The 21,570-nt window shown below is 68.2% G+C and carries 21 protein-coding genes; 13 read left to right on the top strand and 8 right to left on the bottom strand.

The window, feature by feature from the left end; all coding sequences use genetic code 11:
- The first annotated feature begins 11 nt into the window (after positions 1-11).
- From AC5RT3_RS05370 to AC5RT3_RS05355, 4 genes are all read left to right on the top strand, one after another.
- On the top strand, positions 12-713 hold the full coding sequence (locus tag AC5RT3_RS05370) for an SDR family oxidoreductase (protein WP_494052187.1): 702 nt from the start codon (positions 12-14) through the stop codon (positions 711-713).
- A 41-nt stretch (positions 714-754) separates the two neighbouring features.
- Positions 755-2,182 (top strand): aldehyde dehydrogenase family protein, encoded by a 1,428-nt coding sequence (locus AC5RT3_RS05365; protein WP_494123667.1) that lies wholly within the window; start codon positions 755-757, stop codon positions 2,180-2,182.
- Positions 2,179-3,711: a D-glycero-beta-D-manno-heptose 1-phosphate adenylyltransferase gene (gene rfaE2 / locus AC5RT3_RS05360; RefSeq protein ID WP_494123666.1), complete on the top strand. Its 1,533-nt coding sequence runs from the start codon at positions 2,179-2,181 to the stop codon at positions 3,709-3,711. The genes AC5RT3_RS05365 and rfaE2 overlap by 4 nt, the downstream gene beginning before the upstream one ends.
- A 96-nt stretch (positions 3,712-3,807) precedes the next feature.
- A complete protein-coding gene (locus AC5RT3_RS05355) occupies positions 3,808-4,755 on the top strand; it encodes a spermidine synthase (protein WP_494052184.1) in 948 nt (315 codons plus the stop codon).
- On the opposite strand, the gene AC5RT3_RS05350 is transcribed toward AC5RT3_RS05355, so the two are convergent.
- On the bottom strand, positions 4,752-5,648 hold the full coding sequence (locus tag AC5RT3_RS05350) for a LysR family transcriptional regulator (protein WP_494052183.1): 897 nt from the start codon (positions 5,646-5,648) through the stop codon (positions 4,752-4,754). The two genes, AC5RT3_RS05355 and AC5RT3_RS05350, sit on opposite strands and share 4 nt — an antisense overlap.
- A 128-nt stretch (positions 5,649-5,776) precedes the next feature.
- On the opposite strand from AC5RT3_RS05350, the gene AC5RT3_RS05345 reads away from it, so the two are divergent.
- Positions 5,777-6,565 (top strand): 3-hydroxybutyrate dehydrogenase, encoded by a 789-nt coding sequence (locus AC5RT3_RS05345; protein WP_494052182.1) that lies wholly within the window; start codon positions 5,777-5,779, stop codon positions 6,563-6,565.
- Positions 6,566-6,652: 87 nt separating this feature from the next.
- Here the strand turns inward: AC5RT3_RS05345 and AC5RT3_RS05340 are convergent, their stop codons facing one another.
- Together AC5RT3_RS05340 and AC5RT3_RS05335 are read right to left on the bottom strand one after the other, a co-directional pair.
- Positions 6,653-6,916, bottom strand: a complete 264-nt coding sequence (locus tag AC5RT3_RS05340) for a hypothetical protein (RefSeq protein WP_494123665.1) — start codon at positions 6,914-6,916, stop codon at positions 6,653-6,655.
- A 168-nt stretch (positions 6,917-7,084) separates the two neighbouring features.
- Positions 7,085-7,486 (bottom strand): winged helix-turn-helix transcriptional regulator, encoded by a 402-nt coding sequence (locus AC5RT3_RS05335; RefSeq protein WP_494123664.1) that lies wholly within the window; start codon positions 7,484-7,486, stop codon positions 7,085-7,087.
- Positions 7,487-7,606: 120 nt separating this feature from the next.
- Between AC5RT3_RS05335 and AC5RT3_RS05330 the strand changes: the two genes are divergently transcribed.
- Positions 7,607-8,470, top strand: a complete 864-nt coding sequence (locus tag AC5RT3_RS05330) for an NmrA family NAD(P)-binding protein (RefSeq protein ID WP_494123663.1) — start codon at positions 7,607-7,609, stop codon at positions 8,468-8,470.
- 120 nt (positions 8,471-8,590) lie between these two features.
- Here the strand turns inward: AC5RT3_RS05330 and AC5RT3_RS05325 are convergent, their stop codons facing one another.
- Entirely contained in the window at positions 8,591-9,226 is a 636-nt protein-coding gene (locus AC5RT3_RS05325; RefSeq protein WP_494123662.1) for a LysE family translocator, read from the bottom strand.
- Positions 9,227-9,563: 337 nt separating this feature from the next.
- On the opposite strand from AC5RT3_RS05325, the gene AC5RT3_RS05320 reads away from it, so the two are divergent.
- From AC5RT3_RS05320 to AC5RT3_RS05300, 5 genes are all read left to right on the top strand, one after another.
- A complete protein-coding gene (locus AC5RT3_RS05320; protein ID WP_494052177.1) occupies positions 9,564-10,385 on the top strand; it encodes an IclR family transcriptional regulator in 822 nt (273 codons plus the stop codon).
- Between the two features lie 151 nt (positions 10,386-10,536).
- On the top strand, positions 10,537-12,234 hold the full coding sequence (hutU, locus tag AC5RT3_RS05315) for a urocanate hydratase (RefSeq protein WP_494123661.1): 1,698 nt from the start codon (positions 10,537-10,539) through the stop codon (positions 12,232-12,234).
- A 2-nt stretch (positions 12,235-12,236) separates the two neighbouring features.
- The gene (gene hutH, locus AC5RT3_RS05310; protein ID WP_494123660.1) at positions 12,237-13,880 is read left to right on the top strand and encodes a histidine ammonia-lyase; all 1,644 of its coding nucleotides are present in this window, start codon (positions 12,237-12,239) and stop codon (positions 13,878-13,880) included.
- Positions 13,881-14,043: 163 nt separating this feature from the next.
- A complete protein-coding gene (locus tag AC5RT3_RS05305; protein ID WP_035752228.1) occupies positions 14,044-14,280 on the top strand; it encodes a hypothetical protein in 237 nt (78 codons plus the stop codon).
- A gap of 321 nt (positions 14,281-14,601) precedes the next feature.
- Positions 14,602-15,465 carry a fumarylacetoacetate hydrolase family protein gene (locus tag AC5RT3_RS05300; protein WP_494052174.1) on the top strand — a complete coding sequence of 288 codons (864 nt, stop codon included), beginning with the start codon at positions 14,602-14,604 and terminating at the stop codon, positions 15,463-15,465.
- Here AC5RT3_RS05300 and AC5RT3_RS05295 read toward each other — a convergent pair.
- The 4 genes from AC5RT3_RS05295 to AC5RT3_RS05280 form a co-directional block, all read right to left on the bottom strand.
- Positions 15,462-15,854: a universal stress protein gene (locus AC5RT3_RS05295; protein ID WP_494052173.1), complete on the bottom strand. Its 393-nt coding sequence runs from the start codon at positions 15,852-15,854 to the stop codon at positions 15,462-15,464. The genes AC5RT3_RS05300 and AC5RT3_RS05295 overlap by 4 nt on opposite strands.
- Positions 15,855-15,917: 63 nt before the next feature.
- Positions 15,918-17,558, bottom strand: a complete 1,641-nt coding sequence (locus AC5RT3_RS05290) for a tripartite tricarboxylate transporter permease (protein ID WP_494052172.1) — start codon at positions 17,556-17,558, stop codon at positions 15,918-15,920.
- On the bottom strand, positions 17,558-18,061 hold the full coding sequence (locus tag AC5RT3_RS05285; RefSeq protein WP_494010936.1) for a tripartite tricarboxylate transporter TctB family protein: 504 nt from the start codon (positions 18,059-18,061) through the stop codon (positions 17,558-17,560). The genes AC5RT3_RS05290 and AC5RT3_RS05285 overlap by 1 nt, the downstream gene beginning before the upstream one ends.
- Positions 18,058-19,068, bottom strand: coding sequence for a Bug family tripartite tricarboxylate transporter substrate binding protein (locus AC5RT3_RS05280; RefSeq protein WP_494052171.1), 1,011 nt, complete (start codon positions 19,066-19,068; stop codon positions 18,058-18,060). The genes AC5RT3_RS05285 and AC5RT3_RS05280 overlap by 4 nt, the downstream gene beginning before the upstream one ends.
- Before the next feature lie 253 nt (positions 19,069-19,321).
- On the opposite strand from AC5RT3_RS05280, the gene AC5RT3_RS05275 reads away from it, so the two are divergent.
- Together AC5RT3_RS05275 and AC5RT3_RS05270 are read left to right on the top strand one after the other, a co-directional pair.
- On the top strand, positions 19,322-20,896 hold the full coding sequence (locus tag AC5RT3_RS05275; RefSeq protein ID WP_494123678.1) for a sensor histidine kinase: 1,575 nt from the start codon (positions 19,322-19,324) through the stop codon (positions 20,894-20,896).
- A complete protein-coding gene (locus tag AC5RT3_RS05270) occupies positions 20,893-21,558 on the top strand; it encodes a response regulator (protein ID WP_494052170.1) in 666 nt (221 codons plus the stop codon). Before AC5RT3_RS05275 ends, AC5RT3_RS05270 begins: the two co-directional genes overlap by 4 nt.
- The last annotated feature ends 12 nt before the right edge of the window (positions 21,559-21,570 follow it).

Genomic DNA, 21,570 nt, shown 5'->3' with positions numbered 1-21,570 from the left:
AAAGGAACACCATGACCGCAGAATCGCATGCACCCGGCCGCGTCCTCGTTACCGGAGGGGCCTCCGGACTGGGCGCCGCCGTCGTCGAGGCCGTCCTCAACGCGGGTGGCACCCCGGTGGTGCTGGACCGCGACATCAGCAACGTCTCCGGCGTGAAGGCCTTCGAAGTGGACGTCGCCGACCGCCTGGCGGTGGAGGCCGCGGTGCGCGAAGCCGCCGAGACGGTGGGCGGGCTGGACGCGGTGGTCACTGCAGCCGGGATCGACCGCTGCGGCAAGCTGGCCGACGTCGAAGCCACGGAATGGGAAAAGGTCATCGGGGTGAACCTGATGGGCACCGTGTCCGTGGTCCGGGCCGCGCTGCCGTACCTCAAGTCCACCCATGGCCGGGTGGTCACGGTCGCCTCCACGCTTGGCAAGCGCGCTGTAGCTGACGCAACGGCCTACTGCGCCTCCAAGTTCGGCGTGGTGGGCTTCAGCCACGCGCTCGCCGCGGAGACCGGCGGGGAAATCGGCGTCACCACCATGATCCCGGGCGGGATGAAGACCCGCTTCTTCGACGACCGCACCGAACAGTACAAGCCGCAGGACGATTCGCGGCTCAACGATCCGGCGAACGTGGCCCAGGCCATCCTGTTCGCGCTGTCCCAGCCGAAGGGCTGCGAAGTCCGCGAGATGCTGGTCTGCCACGAGGAGGAGGGCTCCTGGCCCTAAGCCCCCAGACCGGCCCTGCATGAACCGACGGGAGGAACCCCATGCCTACAACAGCCACCGAAACCACCATCAGCCAGGACACCGCCAGCGGATCCGGCATCACCATCCGGAATCCGCGCACCGGTGACATCCTGTGGACGGTGCCCGAAGCCGGACCAGGTGCAGTGGACCATGCCGTGGAAGTGGCACGCAGCGCCACCGGCGAATGGGCAGCCACGGCACCGGCAGAACGGGGAGCGGCGCTGCGCGCCGCTGCCCGGGCGCTCGACGCCGCAGCGCAGGAACTGGCCGGTCTCAACGCCAGCGAAACAGGCCGCCCGGTGGAGGAAGCGCTCGCCGGGATCGCGGCAGGCGTTTCCACCCTGGAGCAGTACGCCGAACTCGGCCCGGTGCACCGTGGCCACAGCCTCCGCGGAAACCGGCTCGCCTCCGATTACACGGTGGCTGAACCACGGGGCGTGGCGGTCCTGCTGACGCCCTGGAATGATCCGGTGGCGGTGGCCTGTGGCCTTATCGGCGCAGCCCTGGTCACCGGCAACACCGTGATCCACAAGCCCAGCGAGCGGTGCCCGCGCCTGGGCGAGGCGCTCGGCGAGGTCCTGGCGCCGGCCTTCCCGCCCGGGGTGTTCCTCACGGTCAACGGCGGCGCGGAGGTGGGCGCCCTGTTGTCGCAGGCAGAGGTGGATGTGCTGGCGCACGTGGGCTCCAGCGCCTCGGGCGCCCGGATCGCCCGGGCCGGGGCGCTGACCGGCGCCCACGTGATTAGGGAGAACGGCGGCAACGATCCACTGCTCGTGGACAGCGATGTGGATCCCGCCTGGGCCGCCGGCCAGGCGGCCATCGGCGCCTTCAGCAACAGCGGGCAGATCTGCACAGCGGTGGAACGGATCTACGTCCACAAGGCCATCGCGGAGGAGTTTTGCGCCGCCCTGCAGGCAGAGGCCGCGCAGCGCAACAGCAACGGCACCGTGGCGCCGCTGGTGGACCTGCGTATGCGCGACGAGGTCCACGCCCAGGTTGCCGAGGCCCTGGAACAGGGTGCCCGGGCAGTTGAAGGCGGGACCCTGCCGGACGGGCCGGGGTCCTTCTACCCGGCCACGGTGCTGCTGGACTGCACAGAGGGAATGCAGGTGATGACAGAGGAGACATTCGGCCCGGTTGCCCCGGTGCAGGTGGTGGAGACGTTCGACGACGGCCTGCGCCTGGCATGCAGCGGCAGGTATGGCCTCGCCGCCACAGTCCTGAGCGGCAATATCGCGCACATCCAGCAGGCGGTGGCTGCCCTGCCGGTGGGAACCGTCAAGGTCAATAAGGTGTTCGGCGGCGCCCCGGGTGGTGCCGCACAGCCACGCGGCGAAAGCGGGCACGGGTTCGGTTACGGACCGGAGCTGCTGGACGAGTTCAGCCAGGTGAAGGTGGTGCACATTGCTGCCCCGCCCGCTAGGACCCCAGGAAAGGACCAGCCATGAGCACGTCTCCAGAAGCCGTGGACCTCTCCAGCCAGCGGGCGCTGTCCGAGTGGCTGCCCGGGCGCCTGGCGGCGGAGGAACCCCGCATCCTGGTGGTTGGCGACCTCATGCTGGACGGCTGGTGGAGCGGCACCATTGAGCGGCTTTGCCGCGAGGCGCCCGCCCCGGTGGTGGACATCCAGATCCGGGAGTCCGTTCCCGGCGGCGCAGCCAACACCGCCATGAACCTGGCCGCCCTGGGTGCCCGGGTTTCCGTGGCCGGGATCATCGGCACCGACGACGCCGGCGTGGACCTGCGCAACCAGCTGGTGGCGGCCGGCATCGACGTCCGGCACCTGCACACCCATCCGGACATGGTGACCACCACCAAGACCAGGATCAGCAGCGGCGGGCAGGTGATGCTGCGCCTGGACGACTCAGCCAGGACTGTGCCGGCCGACGCCCTGGCCGCGCTGGCCGCCTCGGTGCGCGCCGCCGTCGAACGCCAGGATGCCGTCCTGGTTTGCGACTACGGGAACGGCGTCCTTGCCGGGCCGGTGCAGGCGGGACTGGTGGAGACGCTGGGGGCCCGGGAGGGCACGGTGCGGCGGCCGCTGGTGGTGGTCGACTCGCACGATCCCCGCCCCTGGGCCCCGCTGCGGCCGGACCTGGTCACACCGAACGCGCAGGAAACGGCGCGGCTCCTGGACGTGCGGCTGCCCGACGGGCAGGAACGCGTGGACGCCGTGGGCGCGCAGGCGGAAGCGCTGCTCGCTGCCACCGGCGCCCGGGCGGTGGTGGTCACCCTGGACCGCGACGGCACGGTGCTGTTAACCTCCGACGGCGTCCGGCACCGCACATGGGCGCGGCCGGCGGCCGAGAAGCAGGCCTCCGGTGCCGGCGACACATTCGTTGCGGCACTCACGCTGGGCCGCTCGGCCGGGCTGCCCCTGACGGCAAGCCTGGACCTGGCGCAGTCCGCAGCCGATGTGGTGGTGCACCAGGCGGGCACGTCGGTCTGCAGCACGGAACAGCTGAGCCGCTACCTGCGAGCCTTCGCGGACACCGCACTGGGCGCCGACGAACTGGAACGGCAGCTCGGGGTGCACCGGGCCCAGGGCCAGCGGATCGTGCTGACCAACGGCTGCTTCGACGTGCTGCACAGCGGGCACACCCGCTACCTCAACCAGGCCAAGCAGCTGGGCGACATCCTGGTAGTGGCCCTCAACAGCGACTCCTCCGTCCGCCGGCTCAAGGGCGCGGGCCGGCCCATCAACGCCGTGGGTGACCGGGCCGCCGTGGTGGCTGCGCTCAGCTGCGTGGACTACGTGACCGTCTTCGACACGCCCACCGCCGAGCCGCTCATCCGGCAACTCCGCCCGGAGGTCTACGCCAAGGGCGGTGACTACACCCCGGAGATGCTGGCGGAGACCCCTGCGGTGGAGGAGTACGGAGGCCGGGTGGCCATCCTGGACTACGTGGCGGAACGCTCCACCACCGCCGTGGTCAACCGGATCCGGGACGGCGAGGGTGCCGCTTCGGCCATCTAGGTGCTTTCCCCCGGGCCCGCGCTGCGCCCGCTTCCGGTGCGGCGCGGCCCCGGTGGTCATTTAGGGTTGAAGCATGACTGAGGCGCGGCACGGGTAATGGCGAAACGCGGAAAGTCAGGGGGCCGGGGCGGCAGGACCGCGGCGGTCACAGCCGAACAGCCCAAGGGGACAAAGCCCGGCGGCCCCGTGGAGGGCGTCTACGACATCGATACCGGCGACTGCGAGCTGATCGCGGACCAGGACAACTCCACCGGCTGGCTCCTGAAGATCAATGGCGTCATGAGCTCGCACATCGACCTCGCCGACCCGCTGTTCCTCGACTTCGAGTACATGCGCTGGATGGCGGCGCTGATCGAGTCGCGCTGGCCGCCGTCGGGCATTGCTTCCGCAGGATCCGCCGCCGCGGCCGGCACCGCTTCCCGGCTGCGCGGGCTGCATTTAGGCGGCGGCGCTTGCTCGCTGGCCCGCTACTTTGCCACCGCCTACCCCGACGCGCGGCAGGTGGTGGTGGAGCTCGACGGGAAGCTGGCCGAATATGTCCGCGGCTGGTTCGACCTTCCCAAGGCGCCGCTGCTGCGCCTGCGGGTGGGGGAAGCCCGCCAGGTGACGGAGACCCTGACCCCGGACACCCGGGACTTCATCATCCGGGACGTCTTTGCCGGCGCCCTGACCCCGCGCCCGCTGACCACCGCCGAGTTCAACCAGCACGTCCGCCGGGTCCTCGCCCCGGGCGGTTTGTATGTGGTGAACTCGGGCGACGGCCCGGACCTCAGGAACGCACGCGAGGACGCCGCCACCATCGCGGCCGCCTTCGCGCACACCGTCATCATCGCCGATCCCGCCATGCTGAAGGGCAGGCGCTACGGGAACATGGTGATGGCGGGCAGCGACGTTCCCTTTGAGGACGATCCACAGCTTGCCCGCAGGCTGCTGGGCGGCGCCGTCCCTGCGCACCTCTGGGACGACGCCCAGGTCCGGGCCTTCGCTGCCGGCGCCCCGGTCCGCCACGACCCGCCGGCCGGTACGGCCCCGCCGGCAGTCTAGCCGCGCCCCAGCAGTGCCTCACGGTGGGCGTCCATTTGGTCCCGCAGCGCCTGCACCACGGCCGCGACGGCGGGGCGGCGCAGTGAGTCCGGCCGCAGGACCATCCAGTAGGGGAGCAGCTCGGCGATTTCGTCCGGCAGCAGCCTCACCAGGTCATCGTGGAGGTCGCCCATGAAACAGGGCAGGAACCCCACGCCCGCGCCGGCCCGCGTGGCCTCCACATGGACGAAGACGTTGGTGGACGTCAGCCCGTCCCGCATGGCGGGGACCAGCCGGCGCGGCGCGTCCAGGTCGTCCACCTGCAGCATCGAGTCCACGAAATACACCAGCGGGTGCTCGTTGAGCTCTGCCACGCTGCCGGGCGTCCCATGATCTGCAAGGTAGGCCCGTGAGGCGTACATGCCCAGCATGTATTCGCCCAGCCGCACGGCTTCGGCGCGGTGCACCTGCGGCTCACCCACCACCACTTCGATGTCCAGCCCCGAACGCTGCTGCAGAGCCCGCCGGGTCATGGTCACCACCTCCACGCTGAGCCCGGGGTGGTCACGGCGGAGCCGGGCCACCGCAGGAGCCGCAATGTAGGCACTGAACCCGTCCGTCGCCGTCATGCGCACGACGCCGGTTATCGGGTCGGGTGCCTTGCCCGCCGGTCCCAGCGTGCCCAGGACGGCCTCCACCTGCTCGGCCACATGCACCGCCTGCTGGCCCAGTTCGGTCAGCTCCCAGCCGCCCGCCGCACGGGCAAGGACGCGGCCGCCCAGCGCCTTCTCCAGCGCAGCGATCCTGCGCGAGACGGTGGTGTGGTTCAGCCCCAAAGCCTGGGCCGCCGTCGTAAATTTAGCCGAGCGGGACACTGCGAGCAGGACCAGGAGGTCATCCGGATTGGCGTTCATATCTGCAATTCTGCACATGGCGGGTGCCGGTTTGGTCATTGTAGCCACATGTTTGTGCAGCAATACTCAGGGTAACCGTCAGTACTGGAGACCGCAGCACGTGTCAGTGTGGACACCAAGGAGAAACAGTGAGCGCAGAGCAACGACCCGCAAACCAGGCAGCCGGGTCCGGCGGTGATTTGAACGGCCGGAAGGCGCTGGTCACGGGCGGCGCCAGCGGAATCGGAGCAGCATGCGTGCGGGAGCTCGCGGCCCACGGCGCCAAGGTGGTGGTGGCCGACGTCGACTCCGCCGGCGCTGCCGCGCTCGCCGATGAGGTGGGCGGCACCTCCTGGGCTGTGGACCTGCTGGACGTGGACCGGCTCGCCACCCTGAGCCTGGACTGCGACATCCTGGTGAACAACGCCGGGATCCAGCGCGTCAGCCCCATCGAGGAGTTCGATCCTGCAGAATTCCGGCGGATCCTCACCCTGATGCTGGAAGCCCCGTTCCTGCTGGTCCGGGCCGCCCTGCCGCACATGTACGCGAACGGGTTCGGCCGCATCATCAATGTGTCCTCCGTGCACGGCCTCCGGGCTTCGCCCTTCAAGAGCGCCTACGTGTCCGCCAAGCATGGACTGGAGGGGCTGAGCAAGGTGACCGCGCTGGAAGGCGGCGAGCACGGCGTGACGTCCAACTGCATCAACCCCGGCTATGTCCGCACTCCGCTGGTGGAGAAGCAGCTGGCGGACCAGGCCGCGGTGCACGGCATTCCCGAGTCCGAAGTCCTGGCCAAGGTGATGCTTACCGAGTCCGCCATCAAGCGCCTGGTGGAGCCGGAGGAGGTGGCATCGCTGGTGGCCTGGCTTGCATCGGCCCGTGCGGGAATGGTCACCGGCGCCAGTTACACCATTGACGGCGGCTGGTCCGCAAAGTAGCCACCCCCTCGAAGTTTTTGTCCAGATATGGCGGGATAAACGGCTGTGAAGTCGCCATACCTGGACAAAAACTCCTGTTGTTGGGGGTTAGTCCAGCCGTTTGAGCTGCCGATGGTCGTAGAAGAACACGCCCTGCGCGGTGTCCACGCCCGCACTCGTTCCCTGCAGGAACACCACCAGCCCCTCGTGCCGGCCCTTGAAGGGATCGTCACCCACCACGGGGTCACCGATCTTGAAGGGCGAACGGGGAGCGAAGGACCTCCGGACCCGGGTCCAGGTGTGCTTTGCTGCCCCGGCCAGGCTGACGGGCCGGCCCAAGCTGCAGGGGTCCCGGACTTCGGCTTTGACCATGCTTACCAACTCCTCGAAAGCGGCACGGGCCGCTCACTGGCGGTGCAGGTCAACCGGAACGCTCCCAGCAGAGGGCGGCCCTCCCATTCCGGCTGGCACCTTACGCCAAAGCTATGCGCTATTCACACCAGTCACACCAGTAACAGGTACTCACGTTCGCTGAAGCGGCTACTTACCTGCCCCTGCTCCGGCTCCGCGCCCGCCGTTGATGATCTCATCGGCGTTGTCGAAGGCCCAGGCAACCAGCGGGACCAGCAGTCCGCTGAGCTCATAGCCCTTTTCGGTGAGACTGTAGTCGACGCGTGGTGGAATGACCGGCTGGGCGTTCCTGCTGACCAGGCCGTCGCGCTCCAGGGTCCTTAGCGTCTGGGCCAGCATCTTTTCGCTGATGCCTTCGGCCCGCCGTCGTAATTCGCTCCACCGCTGCTCTCCTTCGGACAGCGAGAGCAGGATCAGAACGCCCCATTTGCTGGTGATATGGTCCAGCAGCGTCCGGCTGGGGCACCCGGCCGGGAACACGCCGTCGGCAAAGCTTCCGGGCAGCGGGGACGGATGCGTTGTGGCTTCCATGGAGCCAGCTTACCGTGAGGTCAGTACCTTACTTCAAAGTGCGTACTCTCTTTCGGGAAGTTATTCCCCGAGGCCGGGGTTGTGCCCTTCGACAGGCTAAACCAACTGAAAGGACCCATTGTGAGCATCGTCGTAACAGGAGCCACCGGACAACTCGGCCGCCACGTCATCGAGGCACTGCTGGAGCGCAACGTTCCCGCCCAGGACATCGTGGCCGCCGGGCGCTCCGTCGACAAGCTGGCGGACTTCGCGGAGCAGGGCGTCCAGGTCCGGCGGATGGACTATGCGGACGCGGCGTCCGTGGCTGCGGCCCTGCAGGGTGCGCGCAGGGTGCTGCTGGTTTCCGGCAGCGAGGTGGGCCAGCGGGTGGAGCAGCACCGCACGGTGATCAAGGCCGCGAAGGCCGAAGGCGTGGAGCTGCTGGCCTACACCAGCATTGCCAACGCCGATACCACGGGCATGCTGCTGGCCGCCGAGCATAAGGAGACGGAAGCCGTCCTCAGCGGATCGGGCGTCCCGTTCGTCCTGCTGCGCAACGGCTGGTACCTGGAAAACTACACGGGGCAGCTGCCGGGAACCCTCGCGCAGGGTGCGCTCGCCGGCGCCGCGGGCTCCGGCAGGGTCAGCGGTGCCGCCAGGGCTGACTACGCGCACGCGGCCGCGGCCGTCCTGGTTGCTGACGGGCAGGCGGGCAAGGTGTACGAGCTGGGCGGTGACGTAGCTTTCACCATGGCCGACCTGGCCGCCGAGATCACCGCTGCTACCGGCAAGGACATCAGCTACAACGACCTGCCCGCGGAGGATTACGCGGGCCTGCTCGCCGGCGCCGGCGTTCCGGCTGCCTTCGCGGAGATCCTTGCCGACTCGGACCTGGGCATCGCCCGCGGCGACCTGCTGGTCAGCACGGGCGACCTGCGCAGGCTGATTGGACGGCCGACGACGTCCCTCGCCGAGGCGGTGCGGTCCGCGGCCGCCCCAGCCTGACGAACGCTTCGCACTTCCCGGCTCGCTCTCGCACATCCTGCAGGTTTTGGGTCAACCCTCTGTCACCCGGTGAGAGAGGGATCCAAAATACCGTGCATCAAGTGATAGAGCGTCGGGGGGTCAGGACTTGCTGCCCGTGAGGGCGAGGGTGCCGCCCAGCCCAATCATCAGTGCTCCGCCCGTGGCCTCCACGGCGTCCACCCTGTGCGGCGACCGGGCAAACCACTGCCGGGCCGTGCCGGCGGCGATGGCCCAGAGGCTGTCCGAAACCAGGGCGATCAACAGGAATACCGCGCCCAGCAGGCCCAGCTGCAGGGGGATGGCGCCGGAGGGATAGTCCACGAACTGGGGCAGGACGGCAACGAAGAACACCACGGATTTGGGGTTGGTGGCACCCACAATGGCTCCCTGCCCCACCAGCCGCCAAGGCGCCGAGGAGGTGGGGCTCTGGTCAGGCGCGGACGGCCTCCGGTGATGCCGGATTGCCTGCACGCCCAGATAAACGAGGTAGGCGGCCCCGGCAAACTTCACGATGCTGAAGAGAACCACCGACTGCGCCACCACGACCCCCACCCCCAGGGCCACGGCAGCCACCTGGACCAGCTGCCCCGCCGCATTCCCCAGGACGGTGAGGACGCCGCCCTTCCAGCCGAGGGCAAGGGAACGGCCGATCACGAAGAGCACGCTCGGCCCCGGGACGGCAATAAGCACCACCGAGGCGAGCGAAAACGCCAGCAGGTTAGGGAGGGGAACCATGCCTGATTTTAGTCCCGGGACGGCGCTGGCGGCACTGGACGTGCCATACCCGATCAGCCTTCCCGGGCAGGCCGGCCCACGGGCAAGGGGACGTTTCGTCCATGAGGTCGGCCCGGCGTCGTCCGCTGCCCTTCACCCACAAGTGGTAGGCGTTGTCTTTGGTCTCAGACACCCCGGATGCAACAGGGGCGGAAAACAAAATCCCTTCGCCTGTTCTTGCCAACGTCTGGGATACCAGACACCGGACCCCTTGGATTAAGACTTAAAGGTCCTCCGAGGGCGCATCCTAGTGTATGGGATACCGGACAGTACCGGTTTCCTGAAGGAAGGAGTACCGGTGCCAGTGACGGAAACCCAACTGACCCCCGCGCGCGAAGCAAAGGCGGCGTCGAAAGTTCCTGCGGCCGAAAACACGCTGCGCATCCTGAAGCTGCTCGCGTCCCGCCGGGGGCCGATGGCAGCGTCCCAGATCGCCGCGACACTCGGACTGCCACGCTCCAGCGTCTACCACCTGCTGGGGGTCATGGAGGCCAACGGCTTTGTGCTCCACCTGCATGAGGAGCAGCGCTACGGGCTGGGGATCAGCGCGTTCGAGCTCAGTTCCGCCTACTCCCGCCAGGAGCCGCTGTCCCGGCTGGGCCGCCCGCTGATGGCGTCACTCGTGGACGCCATTGGCGAGAGTGCGCACCTGGCCGTGCTGCACGGCCGGGACGTGCTGTACATCGTGGAGGAGCGGGCCAAGAACCGTCCGTCCCTGGTGACCGACGTCGGCGTCCGGCTTCCCAGCCACCTCACCGCCAGCGGGCGCGCCATCCTCGCCGCCCTGCCCAAGTCCCAGGTCCGCGCGCTGTACCCGAACGCGGCTGCGTTCACGGCCCGGCATGAGACCGAGGCGCCCATCATGAAGTACTCCGCGCTGTCCTCCCACCTGGACCGGGTCCGGCAGCGCGGCTACGCCACCGAGCACGGCGAGGTGACGCCGGGGTTCGGGTCCATCGCTGCCGCCGTCACCGATCACTTGGGCTGGCCCACGGCTGCCGTCGCAGTGACCTTCCTCGAGGACAAGCTGGCAGCCGACGAGTGGCCCGCCCTGGCCGCCCGCGTCCAGAAGGTAGCCGACGAACTATCGGTCCGGATCCACGGACGCCCCGGCAAGTAGGCCTGGCCGGGCGATTGGGGAAGAGGCCCCGGGGGGTTGTCTGGAATGCCGGACAGCACCCCCGAAAAACCCCTGTGAACCCCCTTCCCAAAGGGCTTTAGTTGATACAGAAGTTCTTTTCCACCACAGACACACATGAAAAGGAGCCATCATGGCACCCGCCGATTTCACTACCGGTGCCCGCCCGGTCAAAGCTGCCCGCGGCACCGGGCTCACCGCCAAGTCCTGGCAGACCGAAGCGCCGCTGCGCATGCTGATGAACAACCTGGACCCCGAGGTGGCCGAGCGCCCGGATGACCTGGTGGTCTACGGGGGCACCGGCCGTGCTGTCCGTTCCTGGGCCGCGTTTGACGCCATCACCCGGACCCTGGAAACCATGGAAAAGGACGAGACCCTGCTGGTCCAGTCCGGCAAGCCGGTGGGTGTGTTCCGCACCAACGAATGGGCGCCGCGGGTGCTGCTGGCCAACTCCAACCTGGTGGGGGACTGGGCCACGTGGCCGGAGTTCCGCCGGCTCGAGGCCGAGGGCCTGATGATGTACGGCCAGATGACCGCGGGGTCCTGGATTTACATCGGCACGCAGGGAATCCTGCAGGGCACCTTCGAGACCTTCGCCGCGATCGCCCGCAAGCTCACCGGTGACGAGAACGGCACCCTCGCCGGCACCCTCACGCTCACCGGCGGCTGCGGCGGCATGGGCGGCGCCCAGCCCCTGGCTGTCACCCTGAACGAGGGCGCCTGCCTGATTGTCGACGTCGACGAGACCCGCCTGCGCCGCCGCGCCGGCAAGCGCTACCTCGACGAGGTGGAGACGGACCTCGACGCCGCCATCGCCAAGGTGCTTGCGGCCAAGGAAGAGCGCCGCGGCTGGTCCGTGGGCTACGTGGGGAACGCCGCCGAGGTCTTCCCGGAAATCCTCCGCCGCCACAAGGCCGGTGAACTGACCGTGGACATCGTGACCGACCAGACCTCGGCCCACGACCCCCTGTCCTACCTGCCCGAAGGCATCTCTGTGGCCGAGTGGCACCGCGAGGCCGAGGCGGATCCGGAAGGCTTCACCAAGAAGGCCCAGGCCTCGATGGCCCGGCACGTCCAGGCCATGGTGGAGTTCCAGGATGCCGGCGCCGAGGTCTTCGACTACGGCAACTCGATCCGCGACGAGGCCCGCAAGGGCGGCTACGAGCGCGCTTTCGAGTTCCCCGGCTTCGTCCCGGCGTACATCCGGCCGCTGTTCTGCGAGGGCCTGGGCCCGTTCCGCTGGGTGGCGCTGTCCGGCGACCCCGAGGACATCCGCGTCACGGACGAAGCCATCAAGGAACTCTTCCCGGAAAACCAGCACCTGCACCGCTGGATCGACGCCGCCCAGGAACGCGTGGAGTTCGAAGGCCTGCCGGCCCGCATCTGCTGGCTCGGCTACGGCGAACGGCACAAGGCGGGGCTGCTGTTCAACCAGCTCGTCAAGGAAGGCAAGGTCAAGGCCCCCATCGTGATCGGCCGCGACCACCTCGACTCCGGCTCCGTCGCGTCCCCGTACCGCGAAACCGAGGCCATGGCCGACGGCTCCGACGCCATCGCCGACTGGCCCCTGCTCAACGCACTGCTGAACACCGCCTCCGGCGCCACCTGGGTGTCCCTGCACCACGGCGGCGGCGTCGGCATCGGCCGCTCCATCCACGCGGGCCAGGTCTCCGTGGCCGACGGCACCGACCTCGCAGCCCAAAAGCTCGAACGGCTCCTCACCAACGACCCCGGCATGGGAGTCATCCGCCACGCCGACGCCGGCTACGACCGCGCCCTCGACGTCGCCAAGGAACGCGGCGTCCGCATCCCCATGAACGAGAGCAAGTAATCATGATCCCCACGAACTCCCTAACCTCGCAGGCTCGGCCAGGGAACCCTGTCCGCGTGGCCCCAGCCCACGAACCGCTGACCGTCACCCTCGGCTCCAGCGGCGTCACGCCCGAGGATGTGCTCGCCGTCGCGCGCCACAACGCCAACGTGGCCATCGCGCCTGAGGCCCTCGACGCCGTCGCCAAAGTCCGCGCCCACATCGACAGCCTGGCCGCCAGCGACACCCCGGCCTACGGCATCTCCACCGGCTTCGGTGCCCTGGCCAACCGGCACATTCCCGCTGAACTGCGCACCCAGCTGCAGAAGTCCCTGATCCGCAGCCACGCCGCCGGGATGGGGCCGGCGGTGGAACGCGAAGTGGTGCGCGGCATCATGTTCCTGCGTGCCAAGACCCTGGCATCGGGCCGCAGCGGCGTCCGTCCCGTGGTCCTGCAGACCATGGTGGACGTGCTCAACGCCGGCATCACCCCGGTGGTCCGCGAGTTCGGCTCGCTCGGTTGCTCCGGCGACCTCGCCCCGCTCTCGCACTGCGCCCTGGTGCTGATGGGCGAGGGTGAAGCGGAAGGGCCCGACGGCGTCCGTTACGGCGGGCAGGGACAGCGGCCTGTCGCCGAACTGCTTGCAGAGCACGGCATCGAACCCGTCATCCTCGCCGAAAAGGAGGGCCTTGCCCTCGTCAACGGCACCGAGGGCATGCTGGGCATGCTCCTCATGGCCATCGCCGACCTCCGCCAGCTGCTGACGACGGCGGACATCACCGCCGCGCTCAGCGTCGAGGCGCTGCTCGGCACCGACCAGGTGTTCCTGCCGGAGCTGCACGCAGCCCTGCGTCCCCACCCGGGACAGGCCGCCAGTGCGGACAACATGCTGCGCGTGCTTTCCAACTCACCGATCGTGGCCTCGCACCGGGTGGGCGACTCCCGCGTCCAGGATGCGTACTCGCTGCGTTGCGCCCCGCAGGTTGCCGGCGCCGTGCGGGACACGGTGGACCATGCCGAACTCGTGGCCACCCGCGAGCTGGCGGCCGCCATCGACAACCCCGTGGTGCTGCCCGACGGCCAGGTCAGCTCCAACGGCAACTTCCACGGTGCCCCGGTGGCCTACGTCCTGGACTACCTGGCCATCGCTGTGGCAGACCTGAGCTCCATCGCTGAGCGCCGGACGGACCGGATGCTCGATCCCGCCCGCTCACACGGGCTCCCGGCCTTCCTGGCGGCAGATCCTGGAGTGGATTCCGGCCTGATGATCGCCCAGTACACCCAGGCCGGACTGGTGTCGGACAACAAGCGGCTGGCTGTCCCGGCGTCGGTGGACTCCATCCCGAGCTCCGCCATGCAGGAGGACCACGTGTCCATGGGCTGGCATGCGGCCCGCAAGCTGCGGAAGGCCGTGGACAACCTGCGCCGCGTCCTGGCCATTGAGCTGGTCACGTCGGCCCGGGCCCTTGACATCCGCATCCAGCTCTCCGGGGGCGTCCTGACGCCGGGTCCTGCTGGCGCCGCCGTGGTGGCAGCCCTCCGCGACGTGGTGGACGGGCCCGGAACGGACCGCTTCCTTTCTCCGGAACTGGAAACGGCTGACCGGCTGGTGGCGTCGGGTGAGGTGCGCAGGGCGGCCGAATCCGCCGTCGGTTCCCTCGCCTGAGAACGAAGGATCTTCGTCTTCTACTACGCTCCGTGTCCACCTGGCGGGATTTTGGGCGACACAGCCATCAGGGGGCTACAGAGTGTAGTAGAACTGAAGGTGTAGTAAAAGTCACATCAAAGAGGCTGTGGCGCAGAACGTATACAAAGGGGTAGAAGTTCAAATGAAAGCACGTGGGGCAGTCCTATCGAGGCGCAATGCCCATTCCGCCGTGGTATCCGACTGGAAGAGCCTTTCCGTTGGTGACCGCGTCGAGATCATCAAGCATGCGCATGTGGTAGCGGCCGGGGAGGTGGAAGAGGTGTCGCAGAGCGGAAACGTGCTGTGGCTTGTGCCCGCGGGGCCAGCGGAAAAACAGCTCTTCCTAAAGTCCGACGGCGTGCAGGTGCGCCGCGGCTAGCAACCCCTGGAGAAACAGCAAAATCCCCGTACCGCCCAAGGCGATGCGGGGATTTGTGCTTAACCGGCTTATGCCGGAAGGGCCGTTGTCAGGCAGCGAGGGCTTCGTAAGTTTCACCGAAGGGTACCGATTCGTCCAGGGCCACGGTGTAGCGCCCGGGGTGCGGAGGGCTGATCCATTTACCGGCTGCAGCGCGGGATGTCAGATGACTGATCTTTTCACGCGGGGAAGGGCAGTCACAATCCGTGCGTTTGGCGGGAACCTAGGGGCGTCGGACACTATGAAATCCAGCAAAGTGGCACGGATCAAAGGAGACTCAGCATGAAGCTAATGCGCCTGGGCGAGAGCGGGAACGAGCAGCCGGTGGTCCTGGTGACCACGGGCGATGGTGCCGGCCAATACTTCAGCCTTCTCCCGCTGACCCGCGATGTGGACGGTGACTTCCTGGCGTCCGGTGGTGTTGCCCGGGTCCGGGCCGCGCTGGAAGCGGGAGCACTGCCGGCCGTTGACGACGCGCACAACCTGCGCGTGGGGGCCCCGGTAGCCCGGCCGGGAGCGGTGGTGGGTATCGGCATGAACTATGCGGCCCACGCGGCGGAGTCGGGCTCGGCCCCGCCGGAAGTACCGGTCATGTTCCTCAAGCCCAGCAATACAGTCACCGGGCCCTTCGACAAGGCCGCAGTTCCGCCCCTGTCCAACAAATTCGACTGGGAGGTGGAACTGGGCATCGTTATCGGCCGGGAGGCCAGCTACTTGGAAACCACCGCGGAGGCGGCGGCATGCATCGCCGGCTACGTCACGGCGAATGATCTTTCCGAGCGGGAGTACCAGCTCCCCGGCGCGGCGGGCCAGTGGACCAAGGGTAAAACACTGCCGGGGTCCACGCCCCTGGGTCCGTGGCTCGTGCCGGCAGAGGACATCGACGGCGGGAACCTGCCGCTCAGGAGCTGGGTCAACGGCGAGCCGCGCCAGGATTCGGACACGTCGCAACTGATTTTCGACGCACCCACGCTGGTCCATCACTGCAGCCAGTACATGCGCCTGGAGCCCGGGGATGTGATCCTCACCGGGACCCCGGAGGGGGTGGCGCTGAGCGGCCGCTACCCATACCTCCAGCCCGGTGATGTGGTGGAGGCAGAGGTGCAGGGACTGGGCCGCCAGCGCCAGGAGCTGGTCCGCCCCTAGCCCGCCTTCACGGCAAGGACGGGGCAGTCCGCTTCCAGCAGGATCCGCTGTGACACGCTGCCCATGATCAGCTTGCCCACCGGGGTCCGGCGTCGCAGGCCGATCACAATCAGCTCGGCATTGTGCTCCTCCGCGGCATCCAGGACCTCGGCTGCGGCATCGTGTCCACGGACCGGCTGCTTGATCTCATGGTCGATGCCCTGGGTTGCCAGGCGGTCCTCGATGCTCTGGATGTCCGGCTCCTGGGCATAGCGGTTGTCCACCAACGCGTCTCCTTTGGAGGAGTTGATGACCAACAGTCTGGTGTTGCTTTTCCGGGCCTCGGTGATGGCCTGGGTCAGGGCTGCTTCGCCTTCGGGGGTCGGGACGTATCCCACCACGATGGTCATGCTGTCTCCTTGGTTCTGGGAAATGTCGGTAGTTCGGATGTGGCGGTGCGCGGTGCCCGCATGCTACCCGCCATCACCATCACCGGCGGCGTCGCCGCCGTCCGCCCGGTGGGAGCCGTGACTGACGGTTCCGCCAGTCTCCCGCGGTGCGGAGGTAGGCTCGGGTGCCGAACGCAGTGAGGCATCACCGGAGGTAGCCGCTGGGGCACCAACGGCCGCCGGCCGGTTGCGGCGCATCAGCTTGAAGATAAACGGCCACGCCAGGATGAGCGCCACGAGGATGTAGACGACGACGGCGATCGGCTCGCTGAAGAGCCCGGCCGGGTCACCGGCGCTGAGCTGCAGGGTCTTGCGGAGCTGCCCTTCGATGCGCGGGCCGAGGATGACGCCAAGGATCAACGGCAGGACCGGAAGGCCGAAGCGCCGCATCATGAAGCCCAGCGCACCCAGGACCAGCAGGACCACAAGGTCGAACGCCTGCAGGTTCACCGAGTAGGCGCCCAGCGTGGCAAAGAAGAGGATGCCGGCATAGAGGTACGGCCGGGGGAGCTGCAGCAGCTTGGCCCACAGGGGTGCCAGCGGCAGGTTGATCAACAGGAGGAGCAGGTTGCCGATGAACAGGCTGGCGATCAGCGCCCACACCAGGGGACCCTGGCTGGAGAAGAGCTGCGGCCCGGGCTGGATTCCGTAGGTGGTGAAGGCGGCCAGCATGACGGCGGCGGTGGCGTTGGTGGGCAGGCCCAGGGCCAGCAGGGGAGTCAGGGTTCCCGCGGCGGCGGCGTTGTTCGCAGCTTCAGGTCCGGCCACGCCCTCAATGGCGCCCTTGCCGAATTCCTCGGGGTGCTTGGAGAGGCGCTTTTCCGTGACGTAGGACAGGAACGTGGGAATCTCGGCACCGCCGGCGGGCAGGGCGCCGAACGGGAAGCCGAAGGCGGTTCCGCGAAGCCACGGCTTCCAGGAGCGCCGCCAGTCCTTCCGGCCCATCCAAGGCCGGCCCACGGGAATGACGTGCAGGGGATTGCGGCGCAGGTGGGCGGCCACCCAGAGCGCCTCACCGACGGCGAAGATGGCTACGGCCACCACCACGATGTCCAGGCCGTCCGCAAGCAGCGGCTGGCCAAAGGTCAGGCGCCGCTGGCCGGTCACGGAGTCGATGCCTACCAGGCCGATGGCCAGGCCGAGGCCCAGCGAGGCGAAACCGCGCAGGCGGGAGGAGCCCAGGACGGCGGTCACGGCCAGCAGGGCCAGGACCATGATGGCGAAGTAGCTGGGGGCGCCCAGGCTGACGGCGAACTCCACCACGATGGGCGCGAAGACGGCGAGGAGGGCGGTGCCGATGGTGCCGGCAACGAACGAGCCGATGGCCGCCGTCGCAAGTGCCTGCGCCGCGCGGCCTGCCTTGGCCATCTTGTTGCCTTCGATGGCCGTCACCACCGATGACGATTCGCCCGGGGTGTTCAGGAGGATTGAGGTTGTGGAGCCGCCGTACATGCCGCCGTAGTAGATGCCGGCGAACATAATGAAGGCGCTGGTGGGTTCCAGGGCGTAGGTGACCGGAAGCAGCAGCGCCACGGTCATGGCCGGGCCCAGGCCCGGAAGGACGCCGACGGCGGTGCCCAGCAGCACGCCGATCACGGCGTACAGGAAGTTCATGGGGGTCAGGGCGGTGGCGAAACCGTCCATCAGTGAGGACCAGACGTCCATCAGAGGATTCCTTCCAGGAGTCCGGCCGGAAGCGCGATGCCCAGGCCGAGGTAGAAGCCGTAGAAGGTCAGCAGCGAGAGGGCCACGGAGAGGAGCCCGTCCCGGATATAGTGGCGGCTGCCCAATGCCAGGACGCTGCCCCAGAACAGGACAGTCCCGGAGATGACCCAGCCGGCCCAGTCGATGAGCAGGATGTTGAGGATGAACGCGCCTGCCAGGGGAAGGACGGTCTTCCAGTCGGCGGGGTGGCCGAGTTCGATGTCCTCGCCGCCTTCGGCTTCACCCTTGCCGCCGCGCAGGACGTTGACCGCCAGCAGGACGGCGCACACCACCAGCAGCCCGGCCACGATGAACGGGACCGTCTTGGGCCCTACCGGGTCCGACTGGGAATAGGGGACTGACAGGCGGCTGGCGTCAAGGAAGACCAGGACGCCGGCCGCGCCGAGCAGGAGGGCAACCCCCAGCTCGGCGCGGCCTTTCAGGCCGGTTGGCAAGGAGCTCACGCCAGGCCCAGTTTCGTCAGGACGTCCGCCACCCGCTTGTCCTGCTCGGAGAGGAAGGTCTCGAACTCGTCGCCGGTGATGAAGGCATCGGTCCAGCTGTGGGTCTTCAGGGCTTCCTTCCAGCCTTCGCTCTCGTGCATCGTTTCGAGGGCGGCGATCAGGGATGCCTTGTCCTCGTCGCTGATGCCGGGAGGGGCCACGATGCCGCGCCAGTTGGTGAACACCAGGTCGATGTTGGATTCCTTCAGCGTGGGTGCGTCCACGCCTTCGAGCCGCTCTTCGCCACTGGTGGCCAGCACGCGGATCTCGCCGGACTCAATCTGCTGCAGGTACTCACCGGCGCCGGAGGCAGCGAAGCCGAGCTTGTTGCCGAGGATCGCGGGCAGCAGGTCGCCGCCGCCGTCGTAGGAGACAAAGTTGACCTTGGTGGCGTCAATGCCCACCGCGCCGGCCAGCTGCATGGGAAGCAGGTGGTCCGGGCCGCCGGGGGAGGAGCCCCCGCCCACGGAGATGGAGGCGGGGTCTGCCTTCCAGGCGGCCACGAGGTCGTCGATGGTCTTGTACGGGGAGTCCTTGCTGACCATGATGGCGCCGGGCTCTTCGATCAGGCGGGCCAGCGGCGTGGTTTCGGTCAGCTTGGATTCGGACTTGTTGGTGTAGCTGGCGCCAACCACGCCCAGGCCCATGAGCATGGCAAGATCGCCGTTGCCCTTTTCGTTGACAACGCGGGCCAGGCCCACGGTGCCGCCGGCGCCGGCGAGGTTGAAGACCTCGGTGTTGCTGGTGATCTTCTCGTCCTCGAGGACCTTTGCGGCTGCACGGGCTGTGGTGTCGTAACCGCCACCCGGGGTGTTGGGGACCATGATCTGCAGCCCGGTGATGGGCCCGGCGGCAGCGCCGGAGCCTTCCGAACCGGTGGAGCTCTTGCCCGTGGCACCGCAGCCGGTGGCCATCAGGGCGATGCCGGCGGCGACGGCGGCGATTCGCAATGCGCGGATCTGGCGCATGGTGTTCCTCTTCTCTGAAAAACGATCAGCAAGACTGACTGGTGATTCGATGCTAGGTTGCGCCGTGATGCCGGTCACTCTTGTGTACGCAGAGAAAGTTGAGTTCATTAAGTTCACGTTCCATGGGATGCGTGCCAACTCTCCGGCCCCGGCGCCGTGGGTGCGGGTGGGATATAGTTCCCGGTAATTACGGCAGGGACCAGGCCGGCATGGGAATCAAAGGGAAGCAAGCACAGTGACTCGACGAAGAGGGATGTCCCTCGCGGGGCAGTACCTCCTGCTGCAGTTGCTGATCGTGTTGGCGGTCCTGGTGGCCGTAGTGGCCATTTCCCTAGCCCAGTCCGCCGCCTCCTTCGAGCGGGTCGAGGGCCGCCGTGCCCTCTCCGCGGCCGAGGCGCTGGGCAGCAATCCCGCGGTCCGTGAGCTCCTTCCCACCGCAGAACCCCGGGCCGGGGCGGCCCTGCCGGCCGTGGCCGAGTCCGTCCGGACAGTCTCCGGGTCATCCCAGGTGGCGCTGGCGAGGATGGACCGGACGGTGGTGGCGTCCTCGGACCCCGGGCTGCTCGGACAGCCCCTGGAACTGGGCGACAGCCGGGTCCTGGAGGGCCGGGCGTGGACCGGCGTGGTGGCCGGCGGCGGCAGCACCGTCCTCTCCGCCCACGTCCCGGTACTGGACGATGCCGGGAAGATGATCGGGATCGCAGCCATCAGCAGGGACTATCCCACCACTTTGGAGCGGCTGGGCGACGCTGTCCCCAACCTGCTCACCTATGTGGGCGTTGCCAGTGTCCTGGGCGTTGCCGGGTCCTTCCTGCTGTCCCGGCGCGTCAAGCGGCAGACCCTCGGCATGGAGCCGAGCGAGATCACCGGGCTGGTGGAAAACCGTGAGGCTATGCTGCACGGGCTCAAGGAGGGCGTGGTCGCCCTTGACCCGAACGAACGCATCACCGTGGCCAATGACAGCGCCCGGGAGCTGCTGGGCCTGCCGGAGGACTGCGTCGGCAAAAGGCTGAATTCACTCCCGGTGGATCCGGCCCTGAAAGTGGTGCTCACCCGCGACCAGCCGGACCCGGACCAGCTGGTGCTGGTGGGTGAACGGCTGGTGGTCCTGAACCGGGTGCCCATCCGGTCGCGCGGCCGGGAGATTGGTTCCGTCACCACGCTGCGTGACCGGACCGAGCTGTCCTCGCTGGAGCGGGAGCTCGGCGCCACCCGGACCGCCACCGATACGCTGCGCGCCCAGGCCCACGAGTTCGCCAACCAATTGCACGTCATTTCCGGGCTGATCCAGATCGGCGACTACGATTCCGTGGTGCAGTTCGTAAACGGGGCCACCGTGGACCGGACCCGGCTCAACGACGAGGTCACGGCCAGGATCCAGGATCCGGCCCTGGCCGCGCTGCTGATTGCCAAATCCAGCCTGGCCGCGGAACGCAACGTCACCCTCCAGTTGGACCCCGCCTCGGCCCTGGGTCCCGTCAGCGACGAGCTCTCGCGCGACCTCGCCACCGTGGCGGGAAACCTCGTGGACAACGCGTTCGACGCCGTCTCCGGGGTCGGGCAGGCAACCGTCCGGGTGCTGGTGAAGGACAGCGGGGACCAGGTCACCCTCACCGTGCGGGACAACGGGCCCGGCGTTCCGCCGGAAGCCGTAGAGGATATTTTCCGGCAGGGCTTCACCACCAAAGCCTCCGTGCGGGAAGGGGGCCGCGGGTTCGGCCTGGCCCTGTCCCGCGTGGTCTGCCGCCGGTCCGGCGGCGACCTGACGGTGGACAATGACAACGGGGCGGTTTTCACCGCCCGCTTCACACGAGGTGCACATTCATGATTAAGGTCCTGATAGTCGATGACGACTTCATGGTGGCCAAGGTCCACGCCGGGTTCATCCAGCGGACTCCCGGCTTCACTGTGGTGGGTGCCGCGCACACCGGCGCCCAGGCCGTCGTCGAAACCGAACGCCTGCAGCCGGACCTGGTGCTGCTGGACATCCATCTCCCCGACATCAACGGCCTGGACCTCATGCACCGGCTTCGCGAGGCGGCCCCGGAACTTGACGTGCTGGTAATCAGTGCCGCCCGTGAAGTGGAAACGGTGCGGAAGGCGCTGCGCGGCGGCATTGTGCACTACCTCATCAAGCCCTTCTCCCAGACGGACCTCCAGGAGCGCCTGGAGCACTACCGGAGCGCGTACCAGGCCCTCGACTCGGCCAAGGACATCGCCGAGCAGTCGGACGTCAACCGCGTGTTCGGGCTGGACAGGACCGAACGGCCGCTGCCCAAGGGCTGCAGCGTGGAGACCCTGAAACTGGTGGAGGACGCGCTGAAGGAGGCCGACGGCGACCTGTCGGCTGCCGAGGTAGCCGAACAGCTGGGCACGTCCCGGGTCAGCGCCCGCCGCTACCTCGAGTACCTGAATGACGAGGGCCTGCTCGAGGTGCGGCTGAAGTACGGGGTGGGGCGGCCGGAGCGCAGGTACCTGCTGAAGGCCTGACGCTCTCTGTAT

The sequence above is a fragment of the Arthrobacter sp. Y3221159 genome (assembly GCF_059089885.1).
The sequence above is the reverse complement of the archived record's forward strand: the minus strand, read 5'-3'. Positions and strand labels throughout refer to the sequence as shown.

What these genes read in the sequence shown, in the direction of transcription:
- AC5RT3_RS05370 (WP_494052187.1), top strand. Translation starts at nt 12, where the DNA reads ATGACCGCAGAATCGCATGCACCCGGCCGCGTCCTCGTTACCGGAGGG.
- AC5RT3_RS05365 (WP_494123667.1), top strand. Translation starts at nt 755, where the DNA reads ATGCCTACAACAGCCACCGAAACCACCATCAGCCAGGACACCGCCAGC.
- rfaE2 (WP_494123666.1), top strand. Translation starts at nt 2,179, where the DNA reads ATGAGCACGTCTCCAGAAGCCGTGGACCTCTCCAGCCAGCGGGCGCTG.
- AC5RT3_RS05355 (WP_494052184.1), top strand. Translation starts at nt 3,808, where the DNA reads ATGGCGAAACGCGGAAAGTCAGGGGGCCGGGGCGGCAGGACCGCGGCG.
- AC5RT3_RS05350 (WP_494052183.1), bottom strand. Translation starts at nt 5,648, where the DNA reads ATGAACGCCAATCCGGATGACCTCCTGGTCCTGCTCGCAGTGTCCCGC.
- AC5RT3_RS05340 (WP_494123665.1), bottom strand. Translation starts at nt 6,916, where the DNA reads ATGGTCAAAGCCGAAGTCCGGGACCCCTGCAGCTTGGGCCGGCCCGTC.
- AC5RT3_RS05335 (WP_494123664.1), bottom strand. Translation starts at nt 7,486, where the DNA reads ATGGAAGCCACAACGCATCCGTCCCCGCTGCCCGGAAGCTTTGCCGAC.
- AC5RT3_RS05325 (WP_494123662.1), bottom strand. Translation starts at nt 9,226, where the DNA reads ATGGTTCCCCTCCCTAACCTGCTGGCGTTTTCGCTCGCCTCGGTGGTG.
- hutU (WP_494123661.1), top strand. Translation starts at nt 10,537, where the DNA reads ATGGCACCCGCCGATTTCACTACCGGTGCCCGCCCGGTCAAAGCTGCC.
- hutH (WP_494123660.1), top strand. Translation starts at nt 12,237, where the DNA reads ATGATCCCCACGAACTCCCTAACCTCGCAGGCTCGGCCAGGGAACCCT.
- AC5RT3_RS05305 (WP_035752228.1), top strand. Translation starts at nt 14,044, where the DNA reads ATGAAAGCACGTGGGGCAGTCCTATCGAGGCGCAATGCCCATTCCGCC.
- AC5RT3_RS05300 (WP_494052174.1), top strand. Translation starts at nt 14,602, where the DNA reads ATGAAGCTAATGCGCCTGGGCGAGAGCGGGAACGAGCAGCCGGTGGTC.
- AC5RT3_RS05295 (WP_494052173.1), bottom strand. Translation starts at nt 15,854, where the DNA reads ATGACCATCGTGGTGGGATACGTCCCGACCCCCGAAGGCGAAGCAGCC.
- AC5RT3_RS05290 (WP_494052172.1), bottom strand. Translation starts at nt 17,558, where the DNA reads ATGGACGTCTGGTCCTCACTGATGGACGGTTTCGCCACCGCCCTGACC.
- AC5RT3_RS05280 (WP_494052171.1), bottom strand. Translation starts at nt 19,068, where the DNA reads ATGCGCCAGATCCGCGCATTGCGAATCGCCGCCGTCGCCGCCGGCATC.
- AC5RT3_RS05275 (WP_494123678.1), top strand. Translation starts at nt 19,322, where the DNA reads ATGTCCCTCGCGGGGCAGTACCTCCTGCTGCAGTTGCTGATCGTGTTG.
- AC5RT3_RS05270 (WP_494052170.1), top strand. Translation starts at nt 20,893, where the DNA reads ATGATTAAGGTCCTGATAGTCGATGACGACTTCATGGTGGCCAAGGTC.